This is a genomic window from Dactylosporangium cerinum (assembly GCF_042653625.1).
GTDB classification, from domain to species: Bacteria; Actinomycetota; Actinomycetes; order Mycobacteriales; family Micromonosporaceae; genus Dactylosporangium; species Dactylosporangium cerinum.
This window is the reverse complement of record NZ_JBHSIU010000030.1, coordinates 58,372-74,862: the sequence shown is the minus strand read 5'-3', so window position 1 is coordinate 74,862 and position 16,491 is coordinate 58,372. Positions and strand designations below refer to the sequence as shown.

Genomic DNA, 16,491 nt, shown 5'->3' with positions numbered 1-16,491 from the left:
TCCCGGGTGGCTTGACACGATCAACTTAGGTGAGGCTAACCTTACGAACCTCGAAGAACAAGTCAGCGACGGAAGGCGAAACCCATGCCCCTCTCCCGACGGCGTCTCCTCACCGGTGCCGGCACCCTCGGCCTCGGCGCACTGCTCGCCGCCTGCGGCGACGACAGCGGCAGCGGATCCGCCGCCGCGTCGGGCGGTCCCTGGGAGTTCACGGACGACCGCGGCACGAAGGTCACCGCCGCCACCAGGCCGTCCCGCGTCGTGGCCTACGTCGGCTCCGCCGCCGCCCTGCGCGACTTCGGCGTCGACGCCCAGGTCCTGGGTACCTTCGGCCCCTCGAAGAGCGCCGACGGCAGCAAGGACCCCCTCGCCGGTGACCTCGACGTGAACCGGCTCACGTCGCTGGGCAACGCGTGGGGCGAGTTCAACATCGAGAAGTACGCGGCCCTCAAGCCCGACCTGCTCGTCACCAACATGTACGAGCCGGACGCGCTCTGGTACGTGCCCGACGACAGCAGGGACAAGATCCTCGCGTTCGCCCCGAGTGTCGGGCTGAGCGTGTCCGGCGGGGTCACCCTGCTGCAGGTCATCGAGCGGTACGCGGCCCTCGCGAAGTCGCTGGGCGCGGACCCGTCGGCCTCGACCGCGGCCAAGGCCCGCTTCGACACCGCAAGCGAGGCGGTCAGGACGGCGGTCAAGGCCAACGGCGGGCTCAAGGTCCTCGCCGCGTCCGCCAGCCCGGACCTGCTGTACGTGTCGACTCCCAAGGCGTACGCGGACCTGAGCTACTACAAGGAGCTCGGCGTCGACGTGATCACTCCGGCGAACGTCACCGGCGGCTTCTTCGAGAACCTGAGCTGGGAGACCGCCGACCGGTACGCGGCGGACGTGATCCTGCTCGACAGCCGCACGTCGGCGCTGCAACCCAAGGACCTCGCCACCAAACCGACCTGGGCGGCGCTGCCGGCGGTCAAGGCGGGCCAGCTCGTGCCGTGGCTCAGTGAGCCGCGCTTCAGCTACGCCGGCTGCGCGGGCGCGCTGGAGACCCTGGCGAAGGCGCTCACGTCGGCGAAGAAGGTCACTCCGTGACGTTCGAGTTCTTCGACGTCACGGTGCTGCGCCGGGAGCTGCTGTCACCCTCGGCGGTGCGGATCGTGTTCGGTGGGCCGGACCGCCTCGTCAGTGGCGGCCGGGACCAGCGGTTCAAGCTGTTCCTGCCGCAGCCACACCAGAGCGCCGCGGTGGTGCCCAGGGGTTCGGACTGGTACGCCGAATGGCGCGCCGCCGACCCGTCGACGCGGGCGGTCATGCGGACCTACACCGTGCGTGAGCAGCGCGACGGTGAGTTCGACGTCGAGTTCGCCGTGCACGACACGGTCGCGGCCGGCCCGGCGTCCACCTGGGCCCGGCACGCCCGCCCGGGTGACCGGGCCGTGGTGCTCTGCCCGACCGTCGCCGACAACGGCGGCGTGGACTTCCGCCCGCCGCCGGACACCGAGTGGGTCCTGCTCACCGGCGACGAGACGGCCGTGCCGGCCCTCGCCGGGATCCTGGACTGGGTCGGCTCGTCCCTGCCGGTCCGGGCGTGGATCGAGGTCCACGACCCAGTCGACGTGCGGGACCTGCCGCGGGCCGACAGCGTCGAGGTGACGTGGCTGGTCGGCGGCGGGACCGTCGAGGCGGTCCGGGCCGCCGAGCTGCCGTCCGGCACGCCGTACGCCTGGCTCGCGGGGGAGTCCGGCGTGGTGCGCGGCGTGCGCCGGCACCTGGTGTCGGAGCGCGGCATCGACAAGCGGCGGGTGATGTTCACCGGGTACTGGCGGCGCGGCGCCACCGAGGACGACCTGCTGGACAGCTAGAACGCCGGCAGGGCCTTGAAGCGTTCGTCCAGGCGGGCGCTGGGCAGCAGGCGGCGCAGCCCCGCCCGGATCAGGGTCAGCGGGTGCTGCGGGAACTGGGCGTCGTACTGCTCGTGATCCGCCCAGTGGTAGGGCAGCCCGCCGGTGGCGTCCGGGGCGTAGGGCGACGGCGTGTAGAACCGGTCCGGCCCGAGCTGGGCCATGATGAACGCCTCCCGCATGCCGGTCGTGCCGACCTCGGGCGCCTGCAGCTTCAGCACGGTGCTGCAGGTCGCCCGCGGCACCGTGTAGGAGCCGATGAACACCTGCCCGTGGCCCTGCGGGTGGCGCACCTTCAGCAGCTGCCGCACCGCCGGCACGCCGTCGACCGGCTCGATCGTCGCGTCGATGAGCCCCGCGCCCGCGCCGGCGGTGTGCCTGGCCAGCCCGGCCAGCAGGGCGGCCGGCTCGGTCAGTGACGCCGGCAGGTCCGGGCGTAGGTTGAAGAAGTGCAGAGACATGACCGTGCCCTGTTCGTCGCGCCACGCGAACTGGTCGATCTGCTGGAGCCCGGTCAGGTCAAGATGGGTAAAGGCGCTCATGTCAGCACATTCTTGTTTCCGTTCAGTCCATCGGGCGAACGGGTGTGTTGCGAAATACAAACGATCTAGTGAAACTTTTCGGGTTTGTTTGGGGGACTTTAGCCTGATTTATGGCTCATTCGACCAGGGGAATGCGGCGATCAGCCGGATTGAGATGGCGTTCCCGGCTGTCTCTGCGAGGTCACTGGCAGTACCGTGTGTCTCGGTGAGGTCTTCACTGTCGGCAAAGATGGCTGGCAGGACTCACTGTGTTCAGGAGGAACGCGTGGCTAGCGGTACCGTGAAGTGGTTCAACTCCGAAAAAGGCTTCGGCTTCATCCAGCAGGACGACGGCGGCGCGGACGTCTTCGTGCACTACTCGGCCATCGCGAGCAGCGGCTACCGCGAGCTCGCCGAGGGCCAGAAGGTCGAGTACGACGTCACCCAGGGCCAGAAGGGCCCGCAGGCTGACAACGTTCGCGGCGTCTGACAAACACCTGCTTCGGAAGCCGTGCACATGCCGGTGACCGCAGCGCGCGTGCTGTCGACTCGTAGCACCACCCGGTGCACCTGAGCGCGGCCCCGCTGGTTGGACAGATCGGGCTCGTGTCGGACCCATTTCGATGGGTCGGGCACGGGCCCTTTTGTCATGTGCGCCGCGCCCGGTCCGGCCGGTCGGCGCGGGCCCGTTTGTCGACGCGCCGCGCCCGGTCCGGCCAGTCGTGGCACGGGCCTGTTTGTCATATGTGTCGCGCCCGGTCCGGCCGGTCGGGGACCGTGCCGGGGTGCAGGATCGCGGCCAGGGCCTCGACCCCGTCGACGAGCCGCGGGCCGGGCCGCACCACGATGCCGTCGGCGTCGATCGCCCAGACCTCGGCGCCCGGGAACCGCGGGGCGATCCGCTTCGCCTGGTCGACGGCGCCGTCCAGGTGGAAGCCGCACGGCGACACCACGACCACCTCCGGCCGCGCCTCCACCAGCGCCGGCCAGGTGGTCTCGAGCGACCGGGCGCCCGGATGTGCGGCCACCGGCTCCCCACCGGCCGCCGTCACCAGGTCCGGCACCCAGTGCCCGGCGGTGAACGGCGGGTCGACCCACTCGACCACGAGCACCCTGCGCCGAGGCCGCCCGCCGACCGCGGCCGTCACCGCGGCCAGCCTCGCCCGCAGCCCGGCGACCAGCCGCTCCGCCCGCTCCGGCACGCCGGCGCGGGCGCCGACCTCGAGGATCGTGCCGAGCACCTCGTCGAGGTCGTGCGGGTCCAGGGACAGCACGTCGGCCCGGCAGCCGAGGTGCGCCAGGGCGTCCTCGACGTGACCGGACGGCAGCGCGCACACCCGGCACAGGTCCTGCGTGAGGATCAGCTGCGGGTCGAGCGCCGCCAGGGCGCCCGCGTGCAACGTGTACAGGTCCGCGCCGGCGGCGAACTGCCCCCGCACGTACGCGTCGATCTCCCCGGGCGCCATCCCGCGGGTGTCCCGCCCGCCGACGACCACGGTCTTGTCGACCCGCGCCGACGGTGGCTCGTCACACTCGAACGTCACCCCGACCAGGTCGTCGCCGAGCCCGAGCGCGTACACGATCTCCGTGGCGGACGGCAGCAACGACACCAGGCGCATACCCCGACTCTACGCCCGGCCTTCTGTCCTTTATGGACGGTTACCCGTGGTCGGGCCGGGGGAGCGCGGCGCCGCGCACGTAGACGGCACGGATCCGGTGCAGCGCCGACGGGTCGGACAGCGGGTCGCCGTCGACGGCAAGGAGGTCGGCGTCGTACCCGGGAAGGACCTTGCCCTTCCGGTCGCCCAGGCCGACCACCTCGGCGGCGCGGCCGGTCATGGCGTGCAGCGCCGCCGTGGGGGTCATGCCGATCCGGATGAGCTGGACCAGCGCGGTGGGCAGGACGTCGTGCGGCTTGACCGGGCCGATCCCGGCGTCGGTGCCGACGACGACGCGGGCGCCGGACGCGCACATCGCGGCGGCGTTCGCGGTCAGTTTCGGCAGGCGGGCCGCCATCGCGGGCGGCAGGCTCGAACCTTCGTCGACCCGGAGGCCGAGGGTCAGGCTCAGCGCCACGCCCCGGCGGTTGATCTCGTCCAGCAGGCCGTCCGGGATGTCCTCGACCGAGTCGGAGGTCATGAACGAGGCGTGCTCGAGACTGTCCACGCCGGCCGCGACCGCGGCGACGATCGCGGCGGCGCCGTGCGCGTGCGCGGCGACCCGCAGGCCGAGCGCGTGCGCCTCGCCGACCAGCGCCCGCAGCTCGGCGTCGGTGAACTGGACGGTCTCCGGCCGGCTGCCCGGCGTCATGTTGCCGCCGCTGACCATCACCTTGATGACGTCGACGCCGCGCTCGTGCCGGTCGCGCACGGCGGCGCGGACACCCTCCACGCCGGACGCGGCGCCGCCGAGGAAGTGGCAGTGCCCGCCCGGCGTGGTGATCGGCACCCCGGCGGCGAGGATCTCGGGCAACGTCCGGTCGGTGCGGGCCGCCGCCCGCACCCCGAGGGCGAGGTGGTCGACATCGCCGAGGTCGCGCACGGTGGTCACGCCGGCTCGGGCGGCCCGCCGCGCGGCCGCGCACATGACGGCGAACGTCTCGGCGGCGTCCCGGCCGGCCAGCGCGGCGACCGGGTCCGGTGAGGCGTCGAACGCGAGGTGCACGTGGGTGTCGACCAGCCCGGGCAGCAGCGTCGCGCCCGGCAGGTGGACGACCGTGGCCGCGGCCGGCACATCGGCGGCATCCACCGAGACGATGTGCCGGCCGTCGATGACGACGGCGGGGTTGTCGACGGGCGGGGCGCCGGTGCCGTCGAAGAGGTGGTCCGGTCGCAACACGGTGATGGTCATGCCGGACAGCCTGCGGCGGCGGGTGCCGCCCGGGCGTCCGTGCAATCACGTATCCGTGCTACGCAGATGCCAGGTCGCCACCTGCGTGCGGTTGGCGAGCCCGAGCTTGGCCAGCACCCGCTGCACGTGCGTCTCGACCGTGCGCTCGGAGAGGTAGAGCTCGGCCGCGATGGCCTTGTTGGTGAGCCCGCGCGCCACGTGGCCGGCGATCTCCCGCTCGCGCGGGGTCAGCGGGTCGGACCGCGGCTGCGCCGCGCCCGTCTCGAGGCCGGCCACCTGGGCCGCGAGGGGCCGCATGCCCAGCCGCACCGCTTCCGCGGCCGCCTCGGTCGCGTGGACGGCCGCGGCGGCACGGTCACCCGGGCCGTCCCGGCGCAGCAGCGCCCGGGCGAGGTGGAACCGGGCGGTCGCCACCGCCGGCGGCATCCCGGCCCGCCCGCCGAGGTCGATGGCCGCGCGCAGGTGCGCGACCGCCTCGTCGTGGCGGCCGAGCGCCGAGGCGCCGATGCCGAGCGGAAGGCGGGCCGGGCCGCCGATCATGATGACGCCCGCGCCGCCGCAGACGAACCGGTCGGCGTCCGCCAGCAGCATGTCGTGCAGCGTCGCCACCGCCGGGAGGTCGTCGAACTCGGCGGCCAGTTCGATCATGCCGGACACGGCCGGGAGGCGGACGAACGGCGGTATGTTGTCGACCGGCGGCACCCCGCGGTAGAGCCGCTCCGCCTCGGCGCGCTCACCGGCCGCGAGCTTCCACAGGGCGAGCGCACCACGCAGCCAGCCCGCCGCCGTCGTCTCGGGCAGCCTGAAGGCGCCCTCCAGCGGCACGGCGGAGCGGTCGCCGGTGATCGCGCAGATCCCCAGCAGGACGCCCACCGACGGCTGGATCGACCCTTCGCTGCCCGAGCGCCGGGCCAGGGCCAGGCTCCGCCCGGCCAGCGCCAGCGCCCCGGCGAAGTCGCCGGACGCGGCGGCCAGCGCGGCCCTGGACCGGATGGCGTGCCAGCCCGCGAGGGTGCTGTGGGTCCGGTCGGCGAGCGCCGCCACCGCCTCGGCCTCGGTGGACGCGGCGGTCAGGTCGCCGAGCTGCGCGTAGGCGTCGAACCGCCACAGCCGCCCCCACAGCAGCGCGTCGTCGTCGCCGTCCGCGCCGAGCGCGAGGAGCCGGGTGCCGAGCGCCAGCCGTTCCTCGGCGCCGGCCGGGGAGCTGAGCGCGAACTGCCGGGCCCGCAGCGCCTCGACCAGCGCGCGCCGGTCGCCGGTCCGCTCGGCCATCTCGACGGCCGCGAGCGACCGCGGTCCGGCGTCGGCGGTCTGCCGCCACGCGTCCATCACCACCACCTGCGCCATCAGCCGGGCCCGCAGGCCGCTGTCGGCGTCCGGCAGCGCCGCCACCGCCTCCTCGGCGAGGGACCGCCCGACCGGATCCCACAGGAAGTCCGAGACCCCTTCCATCACGAGCACCGCCCGCGCGAACGCCTCCGGATCACCCGCCGCGCGGGCGACGCCGGCGGCGGCGGTCAGTGATTCGCGGGCGCCGTCCACGTCGTACCCACGCACCTGCGCCGCGGCGCGGGCGGTGAGCAGGGCGGCCTGTTCCGTCGCCGGCAGCGGCAGGGCCGCTGCGGCGTCGAGCGCACGGCCGTACCAGGCAGCGGCCTCCTCCCACGCCAGGAGCGCGGCCGCGCGGTCACCGGCCCGCCGTGACCAGGCCACGGCCTCGGCTGCGGCGCCCAACGGCAGCGACGCCACGAGGTGGTGGGCGACCTCGGCGGCCCTGGCGTCCGCGTCGGGGCGGCCGCGCAGCACCGCGGCCATCCGGGCGTGCAGGAGCATCCGCTCGGCGGTGGGCACCTCGGCCACCGCTGCCTCGCGGATCAGGTCGTGCGTGAAAGCGGCGCGCGCGAGGCCGTCACCGTCTCCCTCGGGCAACCCCACGGCGCCCGACCAGGTCCCGCCGGGCCTGGTGAGGATGCCGGCGGCGGCCGCCTCGTCCAGCACGGTGAGCACGCCGGCCGGCTCGAGGCCGGTCACCTCGGCGAGCACCGCCGCGTCCGGTCCGGCGCCCAGCACCGCCGCGGCCCGCACCACGCGCCGGCACGGGGCACTCAACCGGGCCAGCCGGGCCCGCACCGCGTCGCGCACACCGTCCGGCAGCCGCAGCCCCCCGACCGCCGACGGTGATCCGGTCGGTACAAGGCCCGGCTCCCCGGCCGCAGGTGGTGATCCGGTCGGTACAAGGCCCGGCTCCCCGGCCGCAGGTGGTGATCCGGTCGGCACAAGGCCCGGCTCCCCGGCCGCAGGTGGTGATCCGGTCAGCAGCAGGCCCAGCTCCCCGACGAAGAACGGGTTGCCGTGCGTGCGCCGGTGAACGGCCTGAGCCACCCCGGCCGGAACGGCGAAACCGGTGACCGCGTCGAGCTGGCGGCCGACCTCCTCCTCGGACAGCCCGGTGAGGACGATCCGCTCCACGACCGGCTCGACCGCGAGCGCGGCGAGCGACGCACCGAACACGGCATCGGTCGCGTGCTCGGTCGTCCGGTAGGTGGCCACCACCACGAGGCGGCCCGGGACGTCCCGGGCCACGTGCACCAGCAGCCGCAGGGTGCCCGCGTCCGCCCAGTGCAGGTCGTCGAGCAGCACGAACAGGCCGGTCGGCGCGGCGGCGGCACGCAGCGCCCCGCTCACCGCCTCGTACCGGCGGAACCGCTCCTGCGCCGCCACGTCGGCCCGCCCGTCCGCGACGGCGCCGCCGCCCAGCGGGTCGGGCAGGGTGAGCGCCCGGAGCACCTGGCTCACCGGCCGGTACGGCGGGCTGCCCTCGTCGTCCGTGGCCCGCCCGGAGGCAACCACCATGCCCAGGTCACGCGCGACGCCGGCGGTCTGCGTGGCCAGGCGGGTCTTGCCCACGCCGGGCTCGCCGCCCACCAGCACCACCGATCCGGCGCCCGCAACGGCGGCCCGCAGCCGGGCCTCGAGCCGCGCCGTCTCCCGCTCCCGACCGACGAATGTGGGCACGCCGCCATCGTAAGGTCGCCCGCTACGCGGCCCACCAGGACCAACCGGTGACGTCGATGGCGATCAGGCGGCCCAGCAGCCGGTACCGCGGATACCGGGCCGTGAGCAGTCGCACCGCGGCACGCCCCTCCGGGCCGGCCGGGTCGACGTCGCGGGCGGTGCCGTCGGCGCGGACCCACCAGAGCGCGTCCCAGTCGTCGTCGTAGTGGTCGACGAGGACGCTGGCGTGGGGGTTGGCGTCGAGGTTCGCGAGCCGGCGCAGCGCCGTGCGGCGCTTCGGTTTCGCGTCGACCCCGTGGTAGATCGTGCCGTCTTGCAGGATGAACACGATCGGCACGAGATGTGGCCGGCCGTCCGGCGTCGCGGTGGCCAGGCGGGCCACCGGCGACGCCGCGAACCTGGCCCTGGCCTCGGCCTCGGTCACCCACCACCCTCACCGGCGAAGTCGGCGATCGCGGCCTCCCAGCGCTCCAGCGCCCGCTCCACCGTCGCCTGCGGCGCCGACGGCAGCCAGCGGCTGGCCCGCTGCACCCCGGCGTCGTGCAGGCGTTGCAGGACCGCCGGGTCGGCGGGGGCGCTGATCACCTGCACGTCGATCGGGCGTTCGGCGCGCGAACGCAGCTCGGCGATGCGCGGGAAGATGCTCTCGTCGTAGTTCGGGAACCACGCGGTGCCGAACGCCAGGACCCGGTCCAGGACGCCGGGGCCGGTGCCGCCGACGAGGATCGGCGGGTGCGGCCGCTGGACCGGCTTCGGAAACGACCAGATCCGGTCGAACGACACGAACCGGCCGTCGTAGCTGGCCTCCTCGTCGCGCCAGATCGCCTGCATCGCCTCGATCCGCTCCCGCAGAACCTGCATGCGGACCCGCGGATCGGTGCCGTGGTTGCGCATCTCCTCGCGGTTCCACCCGGCGCCGACACCGAACTCGAACCGGCCGCCCGACAGGTGGTCGACGGAGGCGACCTCCTTCGCCGTGATGATCGGGTCGCGCTCGATGACCAGGCAGATGCCGCTGCCGACGCGCAGCCGGCTGGTCGCGGCGGCGGCCGCGGTCAGCGCGACGAACAGGTCGTAGGTGTGCCGGTACCGCCGCGGCAGTTCCTTGCTGCCGTCGCCGTACGGGGTGTCCCGGCTCGCCGGGATATGCGTGTGCTCGGCGAAGAACAGCGCGCCCTGCCCGCGCTCCTCGACCAGCCGGGCGAGGGGCCCGGGCCCCATCGCGTCGTGCGTGGGGAAGTATCCGACTCCGAATTCCATGCCCCATCTCTACCCCGTGAACCCGCACCGGCGCGGGGGTGGCGCCGAACCCGCCGGATCTCACCCGGTGACACTTCACCGGGGAGCCGCCCGGCATTCACCCGGTGTGGCCGGACGCGTGCGATAGCCTCGTGGTGTGGATGTGGGCCCGCCCGGCCATCACCCCATCCGCTCCCGGCCCGTCACGGCCACTCCCTCCCCCCGGCATGTTGCTGCAACAGCTGATCAGACTGTCGCTCGCCAGGGAAAGGGAAGTGTTGACGCAACTCGGGCAACGGCCGGTCGTACCCTCTCAACGCCGGCGGTCACGGGTGTGGCACCGTTCGAAGGCGCGGCACAGCCTGCCGCGGGCGACCCTCGGGCAGTTGTATTCCGGGCGGGACAACGGCATCGGCGCGATCCGGCTCGGGCTCGCCGTCGTCGTGGTGTTCACGCACGGCACGTCGCTCGGCTTCGGCTGGGAGGACCTCGGCGAGTCGCTGTTCCGCAACCAGACCAACACCGGGACCCTCGCGGTGTTCGGCTTCTTCGTGTTGTCCGGCCTGCTCATCACCCGCAGCGCGGCGCGCACGTCGCTGCCCCGGTTCGTGTGGCACCGGATGCTGCGGATCCTGCCCGGGCTGTGGGTCTGCCTGCTGGTGACCGCGTTCGTCGTCGCGCCGCTCGTGGCGCTGCGCGAATGGGGGACGCTGCACGGGTTCTGGTCCGGGCCGAATGGGCCGCTGCAGTACGTGACCGGCAACTGGTTCACCGGTGTCCGGCACTACGGCATCCACGACCTGCTCGGCGCCTCCACCCCGTGGGGACGGCAGGCCGGCGGCAGCGTGTTCGACGGCGCGCTCTGGTCGCTGGTGTACGAGGTGATCTGCTACGCCCTGGCCGGCACCCTGGCCGTGACCGCGGTGCTGCGCCGCCGCCGGTGGGTGGTCGTGTGCCTCGTGGCGGTGCTGTACGGCGTCGTCGTCGTCGACCAGATCCAGGGCCGCCCGCTCCTCGGCCCGCCGACCCCGTACTACGGCTCGGTGCACCTGCCGCTGCTCGGCGCCGTGTCGCCGCAGTGGGTCATGTACCTGGGACTGCTGTTCCTGGGCGGGGCCGTGCTGGAGCTGTACCGCGACCGCGTCGTCATCCACGACGGCCTCGGCTTCGCGTGCCTGGCGGCCCTTGCCGGGTCGCTGCTGTTCGGTGGCTTCTTCGTGATCGGCTTCCCGGCGCTGGTGTACGCCCTGGCCTGGGCGGGCGTACGGATGCCGCCGGCGCTGCGCGGGATCGGGCGGCGCAACGACTACTCGTACGGCGTCTACATCTACGGGTTCATCGGCCAGCAGGTGTTCGCCAGCCTCGGCTGGAGCCGGTGGGGCTACCTGCCCTACATCGCCATGTCCCTCGCCGCCGCGTTCGCCGCTGCCGCGCTGTCCTGGCACCTGGTCGAGCGGCGTGCCCTGGCCTGGAAGGACTGGACCCCCGGGCCGCGGAAGGCGGTGCCGGTCCCGCCGTCGGTGCGGCTCCCGCTGCAGGTCTACGAACCGGCGCGGCGCCGGCGGGAGGAGGCTACGCCGGTGGGAGGCCGAACAGGCTGACCAGGCCGGCGGTGCGCAACGTGCGCAGCAGCGCCTCCGACGGGCTCTCCAGCACCAGCCGCGACCCGGCGCGCTCGGCCAGCTTGTGGGCGGTGACCAGGGCGCCGAGGCCGCTGGAATCGACGAAGGTGACCAGCTGCAGGTCGATGTACAGCGCGCCCGGCGGGGGTTGCAGCGCCTGCGCGACACAGGCCCGGAACCGGTCCGCGCCCCCGTAGTCGAGGTCGCCCCGGGCGACGATGACGGTGCCGCCACCGATGCGTCCTTGCACGTGCAGGTTCAAACTCACCGAAACCGTCCCAACGTCGATCGTTGGAACACTATCTGCCCTGTTTACAGTTGGTTCGTTGTCATCCGGCAAGCGCCCGGCGTTTCGGCCGGGCGCTCGCCTCCGATCAGCGGGCGTACTGGGTCTCGACACCCGCGTCGACCGCGTCGCCGATGCCGTAGACCCAGGCGGTGCCGACCGGGTCGCCGAGCTGGGCGCGCAGCCACAGCGCGGCCCACCTGGCGATGTTCTCGACCCCGTCGGCCTGGTTGAGGGTCTGCGGGGACAGGTCCGGCCGGGCGCCGGCCGGGTTCTGGGCGTCGGTGATGCCGTAGTGGTTGGCGCCGGTGACGCTGACGTACAACTTCGGCACGCCCAGCAGGACCGAGTAGGTGCCCAGGCCGTTGGCGGGGCTGCCGACGCCGTCGGCGGCGCCCTGGATGAGCGCGACCGGGATGGTGTTGGCGACCGGCGGGATGACCGGCGAGCCGGGCACGGCGTTGTTCGTGCCGTAGAACGCGGCCGCCTTCAGCTGTGGCGGCGCCGGGATCGGCAGGTCGGTGAACGGCGGCGTGGACAGGCCCGTGGACAGCCCGAGGCCGGCGGCGCCACCGAACGAGTGACCGGTGAGCAGGAGCTTGCCGGCGTCGATCTGGCCCTGGAGCGGCGAGCCGGCGCGGGCGTTCTCCGCGGCGGCCCAGGCGACCGTCCAGGTGGCCTCCGCGCCGTCGGCGTACAGGCCCGGGACGCCGAAGATGACGCGGGTGTGGTCGGGGACGACGACCACGAAGCCGTAGGAGGCGACCTTGCGGGCGAATCCGGCGTAGTTGGCCCGGCCGACGTTGGCGCCCTGCAGCAGCAGCACGACCGGCCACGGCTGGTGCGGTGAGGAGGTGTTGGGGTGGTACACGTCGGCTGGATCACTGACACCGCCGCCGTTGATCGTGGTGCCGTACGTGCCGACGTTCGAATACGCGGCGTCGGCCTTGGCCGGGCTGATCAGGGCGCCGGCGACGACCGCACCGCCGGCGGCGAGCAGCACGCCGCGGCGGCTGAAGCGTTGAGCCATTCGGACCTCTGTTTCCCATAGTGAAACGAAGTTTCCCCTTGGGTGACAGCGTACGGGTAGACCCGGGTCCGCCGTCAATGCCTTCTTGCATCTCCAGCGGACCCGGGTTCGTGGTCAGGCGCCGCTGAGGGTCTGCGTCACGCCGCTGGTCAGCAGTGACTGGTAGTACGCGCCGCCGGGGTAGTAGCCGGCGCTGGTCGTGCCCGCGACCGCATCGTTGGCCCAGGCAACCGCGAAGGTCTGCAGGGCGGTGACGTTGCCCGGCTGCGAGGCGCCGTTGAGCGTCGTGCACAGCCCGTCGGTGCTCGCCCCCTCTGCGTCGCAGTGGGAGCCGGTCGTGAGTCGCACGCCCAGGAACGGCCGATGCACGTCGGTGGTGAGCTCGACCGTCCCGTTGGCGTTGCTGTTGGCGGTGTACGGCGGCGACGAGATCGCGAAGATCGGCGTGCTGGTCAGGTTGAGGCCGTTCAGGCCGGTGGCCATGTTCGACCCGATGAACGACTTCACCGGGTCGAGCAGCTGGACGAGCCGGACCCGGGCGAACTGGCCCGGATACGTGGTGCGCAGCCGGTTCGCCACGTACGCGGCGACCTCGCCGCCGGCCGAGTGGCCGGCGATGACGTAGGAGGTCGGCAGGGCCGTGGCGGGCCGGCCCGCCTTGCTCAGCGCGTTCGCGTAGCTGCGGGCGAGTGCGCCGTTGGTGTTGTCGGCCTGGCCGAGCCAGGTCGCGACGTTGTTCAGGAACGGGGCGTTGTTGCCGAGGTTGCTGACCGTGCAGCCGAAGATGTCGGCCGACGGCAGCGTCGGGGCGAAGGCCACGAACCCGGCCGCGGCGTAGTGCTCGGCCAGGTCGGCCAGGTTGCCGTTGGAGCGGGAGAAGCCGTGCTGCAGGTAGACCAGGCCCTTGGGGGTGCCGGCCGGCAGGAACCAGTCCGCCGCCGGGTGGTAGGTGAACGCCGCGCAGGAGACGTCGACGGTGTTGCTGACCTGGGTCCAGGTCGCGGCCTGGGCCTGCGCGGGCAGGCTCAGGGCGGCGGTGGTGATGAGGAGGGCGGACAGTGCGGCGAACCGTTTGGAGAGCATGCTTCAGTACCTCCGGACGTATCGCTGGACGAAACGCTGTTTCCTGAGGAGTCATTTACCTCCGCTTGTTGGCAGACTGTCAAGAGGCGTAGAGTGCCGTCGTGGGCATCGACGGGCTTCGCTCATATCCACCACCGCCGTGGTCGCTGCGCGGCCGGATGCACGTGTCCGTCTGGGCCGTGCCGCTCGCTGACGTGCCCGCGGTGCCATCCTCGGTTCGCGTGCTGCGCCTGTTCGGCCGGGCGTTCATCGGCACCGCGTGGGTCGACTACCAGCCGGGCGGTGACCTGAGCTACCGCGAGCTGCTGTCGGCCGTGCTGACCCGGGCCGGTTGGCGGCCGCGGGTCACCATCACGCACATCTGGGTCGACAGCGTCGCCTCCCGCGACGGCGGCCGGGAGCTCTGGGGGATCCCGAAGGATCTCGCGTCGTTCTCGCTCGCTGCCACCGCTTCAGCCGTCACGCCGGACGGTCCGATCGCGTCCTCGGTGCTGTCCGGCCGCGGCATCCCGCCGCGGCTGCCGGTCGGGTTCCGGGTCGTGCAGGACCTTGCCGGGCGCGCAGTGACGACGCCGGTCCGCTCAACCGCCCGCTACGGCCCGGCCCGGGTCGCGTGGACGATCGCACCCGACGGGCCGCTGCGGTTCCTCGCCGGACGGCGGCCGCTGCTGTCGTTCGTGGCCGCCGACTTCCGGATGCGCTTCGGTGCCGCTGCTGCGTAGTCCGCCGCTTTGCCGCTGCTGTCGTTCGTGGCCGCGGCTTTCCCGGGTGCGCTTCGGTTCCGCTGTTGCGTGGTTCGCCGCTTTCCGGGTGTGCTTCGGGACGGCTCAGTGGGTCGTCGTGTAGTCCGCCTCGTTGAGCCGGGCGGTGCGGGCGGCGTACTCACCCGCCATGCCGGGCCAGTTGGTGACGACCCGGCCGCCGTCGGTGCGGTACCAGCTGTCGCAACCCACCCAGACGCTCGCGCCGAGCCGTCGCTGCATCTCCGCGTCGAACGCCGCCGCCACCTCCGCGCGCACCTCGACCGGGCGCCCCGCCGACAGCAGCCGCACCGCCTGCACGATGTACCGGGCCTGCGCCTCGTGGAAGTACACCACCGAGGTGTTGCCGGTGTTGGTGTTCGGCCCGTACATCATGAACATGTTCGGAAAACCCGGCACGGCAATGCCGAGGTGCGCGTAGGCGCCGTTTTGCCACTCGTCGTGCAGCGCGCGGCCGTCCCGCCCGGTGATCCGCACCGGTGCCAGGAACTCGGTGGCCGCGAAGCCCGTCCCGTACACGATGAGGTCGCACGCGCGGCTCTCACCGTCGGTGGTGCGGATCCCCGCTTCGGTGATCCGCTCGATGTCGGCGGTGACGAGGTCGACGTCGGGGCGGCGCAGCGTCCGGAACCAGTCGCCGGTGAACAACACCCGCTTGCAGCCCATCGCGTAGTCCGGCGTGACCGCTGTCCGCAGGCCCCGCGCCTGCACGAGCCGCTGCCCGCTGGACAGCGCCCACACCGCGAGCCGGGCCGGCCGGTTGCCGGTCACCGCCTTGCCGGTCACCCACGTCAGCAGCCACGTGCCGGCCCGCGCCGCCCGCATCACCGCCGGCACCCTGCGGTTGAGCGCCCGCCGCCAGGCTCCGTACTGCCGGTTCGGCTTCGGCAGCGTCCACGGTGCCGTGCGCTGGAAGACGGTGACGTGCGCGGCTTCCTCGGCGATGGCGGGGACGAGCTGGATCGCGCTCGCGCCGGTGCCGATGACCGCGATCCGCTTGCCTTTGACGTCCTGGTTCACGTCCCAGCGCGCGGTGTGCAACGCTGGACCTTCGAAGTCCTCCGCGCCGGCGAGCTTCGGGATGTCCGGGCGGGACAGCTGGCCCATCGCCGGGATCAGCACGTCGAACATCTCGGTCGTGCCGTTGCTGGTCGTGCCGTTGCTGGTCGTGCCGTTGTCGGTCGTGCCGTTGTTGGTCGTGCCTTTGTTGAGGGTCAGTCGCCACGCGTCGCCGGTCCAGTCTGCGGCGGTCACCTCGGTGCCCAGCCGTGTCTCCAGGCCGAAGTCGCGGACGCAGCGTTGCAGGTACCGCAGAATCTCCGGCTGCGGCGGGAACCGTTGCGACCAGTCAGGGTTGAGTGCGAACGAGAACGAGTACAGCGGCGCGGGGATGTCGCAGGCGCAGCCCGGGTAGACGTTGTCGCGCCAGACGCCGCCGACGCCGTCCGCCTTGTCGAAGATGACGACGTCGCGGAAACCGGCCTGACGCAACAGATGCGCGGCGGCGATGCCACCGAAACCGGCACCGATGACAGCGATCCTCATGGTTGTCTGCTGATCTCTTTGAAGACCTTCTCCACGAGCGTGACCAGCATCGTCGACAGCAGGATGTGCACCTGCGCCCGGCTGAGCGTCTTGTGCTCCAGCCACTCGCGGGCGGTGGCCTTCGCCAGGCCGCAGTACGCGCGCACCATGGCCCGCAGCTCGTCCCGGTGCTCCCGCTCGCCGTCCAGCCCGACCGCGACGAGGATGCTGTCCGCGGCCACGTCATCGGCCTCCTGCAGGACCCGCTCGATGTCCGCGTCGCGCCCCACGCCACCACCGTCGACGGCAGCCAGCCAGGACCTGCTGTGCCGCGACACCACGTCGAGGAACCACGTGACACTGGCGTCGACCCGGGTCGCGAGGTCCCCCTCGGGCAACTGTTCCACCGCGACCGCCGGGATCGTGACCAGCACCCGGACCGCCTCGATGAACAACCCTCGTTTGGTGCCGAAGTAATGGTTGATCAGCCCACGCGCCACCCCGGCGGCATCCGCGATGTCCGTTGTGGACACCTCGGCGTAGGGCCGCTCCCCGAACAACCGCGCCGCGACGGCCAGAATCTGCTCACGCCGCACATCGGGCTCCAGCCGCCGGCCCCGCTCGGCAGGCCCGCCGCTCATCCGCATGGCAGCCACCGTGCC

General features: G+C 72.9%; 16 protein-coding genes. 5 read left to right on the top strand and 11 right to left on the bottom strand.

Features of this window, described 5'->3' with window-relative positions:
* Nucleotides 1-84: 84 nt before the first annotated feature.
* Together ACFPIJ_RS25430 and ACFPIJ_RS25425 are read left to right on the top strand one after the other, a co-directional pair.
* Complete coding sequence (locus ACFPIJ_RS25430; RefSeq protein WP_380117906.1) at nucleotides 85-1,089, top strand: ABC transporter substrate-binding protein; 1,005 nt, start codon at nucleotides 85-87, stop codon at nucleotides 1,087-1,089.
* Entirely contained in the window at nucleotides 1,086-1,859 is a 774-nt protein-coding gene (locus ACFPIJ_RS25425; RefSeq protein WP_380117904.1) for a siderophore-interacting protein, read from the top strand. The genes ACFPIJ_RS25430 and ACFPIJ_RS25425 overlap by 4 nt, the downstream gene beginning before the upstream one ends.
* Here ACFPIJ_RS25425 and ACFPIJ_RS25420 read toward each other — a convergent pair.
* Nucleotides 1,856-2,440, bottom strand: a complete 585-nt coding sequence (locus tag ACFPIJ_RS25420; protein ID WP_380117902.1) for a hypothetical protein — start codon at nucleotides 2,438-2,440, stop codon at nucleotides 1,856-1,858. The two genes, ACFPIJ_RS25425 and ACFPIJ_RS25420, sit on opposite strands and share 4 nt — an antisense overlap.
* A gap of 265 nt (nucleotides 2,441-2,705) precedes the next feature.
* Between ACFPIJ_RS25420 and ACFPIJ_RS25415 the strand changes: the two genes are divergently transcribed.
* Nucleotides 2,706-2,909, top strand: coding sequence for a cold-shock protein (locus ACFPIJ_RS25415; protein ID WP_203851697.1), 204 nt, complete (start codon nucleotides 2,706-2,708; stop codon nucleotides 2,907-2,909).
* A 250-nt stretch (nucleotides 2,910-3,159) separates the two neighbouring features.
* Here ACFPIJ_RS25415 and ACFPIJ_RS25410 read toward each other — a convergent pair whose 3' ends face one another.
* From ACFPIJ_RS25410 to ACFPIJ_RS25390, 5 genes are read right to left on the bottom strand one after another with little or no spacing between them, the layout of a single operon-like run.
* Nucleotides 3,160-4,038, bottom strand: a complete 879-nt coding sequence (locus ACFPIJ_RS25410) for an ABC transporter substrate-binding protein (RefSeq protein WP_380117900.1) — start codon at nucleotides 4,036-4,038, stop codon at nucleotides 3,160-3,162.
* A gap of 40 nt (nucleotides 4,039-4,078) precedes the next feature.
* Nucleotides 4,079-5,269 (bottom strand): amidohydrolase family protein, encoded by a 1,191-nt coding sequence (locus ACFPIJ_RS25405; RefSeq protein ID WP_380117898.1) that lies wholly within the window; start codon nucleotides 5,267-5,269, stop codon nucleotides 4,079-4,081.
* Between the two features lie 45 nt (nucleotides 5,270-5,314).
* Complete coding sequence (locus ACFPIJ_RS25400) at nucleotides 5,315-8,284, bottom strand: ATP-binding protein (RefSeq protein WP_380117896.1); 2,970 nt, start codon at nucleotides 8,282-8,284, stop codon at nucleotides 5,315-5,317.
* Between the two features lie 22 nt (nucleotides 8,285-8,306).
* Nucleotides 8,307-8,708, bottom strand: coding sequence for a TIGR03668 family PPOX class F420-dependent oxidoreductase (locus ACFPIJ_RS25395; RefSeq protein WP_380117894.1), 402 nt, complete (start codon nucleotides 8,706-8,708; stop codon nucleotides 8,307-8,309).
* Nucleotides 8,705-9,544, bottom strand: a complete 840-nt coding sequence (locus ACFPIJ_RS25390) for a TIGR03619 family F420-dependent LLM class oxidoreductase (RefSeq protein WP_380117892.1) — start codon at nucleotides 9,542-9,544, stop codon at nucleotides 8,705-8,707. The genes ACFPIJ_RS25395 and ACFPIJ_RS25390 overlap by 4 nt, the downstream gene beginning before the upstream one ends.
* A gap of 311 nt (nucleotides 9,545-9,855) precedes the next feature.
* Here ACFPIJ_RS25390 and ACFPIJ_RS25385 point away from each other — a divergent pair, with 311 nt between their 5' ends.
* Nucleotides 9,856-11,124 (top strand): acyltransferase family protein, encoded by a 1,269-nt coding sequence (locus ACFPIJ_RS25385; RefSeq protein ID WP_380117890.1) that lies wholly within the window; start codon nucleotides 9,856-9,858, stop codon nucleotides 11,122-11,124.
* On the opposite strand, the gene ACFPIJ_RS25380 is transcribed toward ACFPIJ_RS25385, so the two are convergent.
* The 3 genes from ACFPIJ_RS25380 to ACFPIJ_RS25370 all read right to left on the bottom strand — a co-directional run bounded on the left by ACFPIJ_RS25380 (nucleotide 11,096) and on the right by ACFPIJ_RS25370 (nucleotide 13,544).
* The gene (locus ACFPIJ_RS25380; protein ID WP_380117888.1) at nucleotides 11,096-11,413 is read right to left on the bottom strand and encodes an STAS domain-containing protein; all 318 of its coding nucleotides are present in this window, start codon (nucleotides 11,411-11,413) and stop codon (nucleotides 11,096-11,098) included. The two genes, ACFPIJ_RS25385 and ACFPIJ_RS25380, sit on opposite strands and share 29 nt — an antisense overlap.
* A 106-nt stretch (nucleotides 11,414-11,519) precedes the next feature.
* On the bottom strand, nucleotides 11,520-12,461 hold the full coding sequence (locus tag ACFPIJ_RS25375; RefSeq protein ID WP_380117886.1) for an alpha/beta hydrolase family protein: 942 nt from the start codon (nucleotides 12,459-12,461) through the stop codon (nucleotides 11,520-11,522).
* Nucleotides 12,462-12,575: 114 nt separating this feature from the next.
* Nucleotides 12,576-13,544, bottom strand: coding sequence for an alpha/beta fold hydrolase (locus tag ACFPIJ_RS25370; protein ID WP_380117884.1), 969 nt, complete (start codon nucleotides 13,542-13,544; stop codon nucleotides 12,576-12,578).
* 101 nt (nucleotides 13,545-13,645) lie between these two features.
* Between ACFPIJ_RS25370 and ACFPIJ_RS25365 the strand changes: the two genes are divergently transcribed.
* The gene (locus ACFPIJ_RS25365; protein WP_380117882.1) at nucleotides 13,646-14,266 is read left to right on the top strand and encodes an acetoacetate decarboxylase family protein; all 621 of its coding nucleotides are present in this window, start codon (nucleotides 13,646-13,648) and stop codon (nucleotides 14,264-14,266) included.
* A 105-nt stretch (nucleotides 14,267-14,371) separates the two neighbouring features.
* On the opposite strand, the gene ACFPIJ_RS25360 is transcribed toward ACFPIJ_RS25365, so the two are convergent.
* Both ACFPIJ_RS25360 and ACFPIJ_RS25355 read right to left on the bottom strand, forming a co-directional pair.
* Nucleotides 14,372-15,850: a flavin-containing monooxygenase gene (locus ACFPIJ_RS25360; RefSeq protein ID WP_380117880.1), complete on the bottom strand. Its 1,479-nt coding sequence runs from the start codon at nucleotides 15,848-15,850 to the stop codon at nucleotides 14,372-14,374.
* Complete coding sequence (locus ACFPIJ_RS25355) at nucleotides 15,847-16,476, bottom strand: TetR/AcrR family transcriptional regulator (RefSeq protein ID WP_380117878.1); 630 nt, start codon at nucleotides 16,474-16,476, stop codon at nucleotides 15,847-15,849. Before ACFPIJ_RS25355 ends, ACFPIJ_RS25360 begins: the two co-directional genes overlap by 4 nt.
* Nucleotides 16,477-16,491 lie beyond the last annotated feature (15 nt).